The sequence below is a fragment of the Mesobacillus zeae genome (assembly GCF_003570705.1).
GTDB lineage: Bacteria > Bacillota > Bacilli > Bacillales > Cytobacillaceae > Mesobacillus_C > Mesobacillus_C zeae.
The window spans coordinates 1-1,745 of sequence record NZ_QWVT01000060.1 but is presented as its reverse complement, the minus strand read 5'-3'; the positions used below and the strand labels follow the sequence as shown (position 1 = coordinate 1,745).

Sequence of the window (1,745 nt, the reverse complement as noted above, 5' to 3'; positions counted from 1 at the left end):
CAACTTTCTCAGGAAATCAACCAAGCTGGCGGGGATATCGACCAACTTTCTCAGGAAATCAACCAAGCTGGCGGGGATATCAACCAACTTTCTCAGGAAATCAACCAAGCTGGCGGGGATATCGATCAACGCGAGCCATATATCAACCAACCACCTTAAAACGGGAGACAAGCTTACACCCGCTCCTCGTGTGAAAGCTTGTGGTTAAGTTTTGCGGAAACCCCTGCCGCTGTTTTGGTTTATCGCTGCCCAATTCAGGGTATAAAAGAGGAAAGAGGTGATTGTAATGAAAAATAATGAATTGCCAAAAAATTATGTGCCTAAAAACGGCAGCATGGCGGCCAATGAGGAAGAGATGGAAAACCTCGGCAAACAAATGGAGAATCGCCGAACCGGTGAGGAGCTTAAAGAAGAATACAACAAAATACCAGATCCTGTTCAATATAGTGATATGAATAAAAAAGCTTAGCGGCATAGAGTGAAGCCGCTAAGCTTTTTTTTTGCAGATAAAAAACGGGCTTGTCCGGCAGGCTTTGGTCTGTTTAATTGTCTTAATTATTTGTAAATTATTTTCTCTGCCAGCATAAGATAGAGTAATTACAGTTCTATCATCATATTTTTTCACTCGGGTTATTGTATGTAAGATTCACGGAATATGTTACAAAAATTAAAAAATGACAGGAGGGGTTGAAAGTGACCGATGAAAACAGCGGCCAGTTTGTAATTTCCCAGGAAGATTGGTCCCTCCACCGAAAAGGCCATGATGACCAGCAGCGCCATCAGGAAAAAGTGCAGGAAGCGATCAAGAACAACCTTCCTGACCTGATTACTGAAGAGAGCATTGTGATGTCGAACGGCAGGGAGGTCGTCAAAATACCGATCCGCTCCCTTGATGAATATAAAATCCGCTACAATTATGATAAAAACAAACATGTTGGCCAGGGAAAAGGGGACAGCCAGGTAGGCGATGTGGTTGCCCGAGATGGATCAGGACAGCCGGGACCAGGAAAAGGCCAGGGGGCCGGGGACCAGGCCGGGGAAGATTTTTATGAGGCAGAAGTATCGATTATGGAGCTTGAAGAAGCGTTATTCAAGGAATTGGAGCTGCCCAATCTGCAGCGAAAGCAAAACCAGGAGCAGACGGTCGAGGACATTGAATTTAATGATATCCGCAAAACGGGTCTAATGGGCAACATCGATAAAAAGCGGACAATGATATCGGCCTATAAACGGAACGCGATGACAGGCAAACCAGCATTCCATCCGATCTACAAGGAAGACTTGAAGTTTAAGACATGGAATGAAGTGATTAAGCCAGACTCCAAAGCGGTCGTCCTGGCGATGATGGACACGAGCGGCTCAATGGGAATATGGGAAAAGTATATGGCAAGAAGCTTCTTTTTCTGGATGACCCGTTTCCTAAGAACCAAGTACGAGACCGTTGATATTGAATTCATCGCACACCACACAGAAGCGAAGGTTGTAACGGAAGAAGACTTCTTTTCAAAAGGCGAAAGCGGGGGGACGATTTGCTCGTCAGCCTACAGGAAATCGCTTGAACTGATTGATGAAAAATATGATCCGCAGAAATTCAACATCTATCCTTTCCATTTTTCAGATGGTGACAATCTCACCTCGGACAATGCACGCTGTGTTAAACTGGTCGAACAGCTGATGAAAGTTTCCAATATGTTCGGCTACGGGGAAGTAAACCAGTACAATCGTAGACGATATACCCGCAAAAA

2 protein-coding genes are annotated in these 1,745 nt (G+C 44.7%); both read left to right on the top strand.

The window, feature by feature from the left end; translation table 11 throughout:
* Positions 1–286 precede the first annotated feature (286 nt).
* Positions 287–469, top strand: coding sequence for a hypothetical protein (locus D1970_RS21550; RefSeq protein WP_119114902.1), 183 nt, complete (start codon positions 287–289; stop codon positions 467–469).
* Positions 470–693: 224 nt separating this feature from the next.
* The coding region (yhbH, locus tag D1970_RS21545; protein ID WP_119114901.1) for a sporulation protein YhbH at positions 694–1,745 on the top strand (1,052 nt) is incomplete at its 3' end.

What these genes read in the sequence shown, in the direction of transcription:
- D1970_RS21550 (WP_119114902.1), top strand. Translation starts at nt 287, where the DNA reads ATGAAAAATAATGAATTGCCAAAAAATTATGTGCCTAAAAACGGCAGC.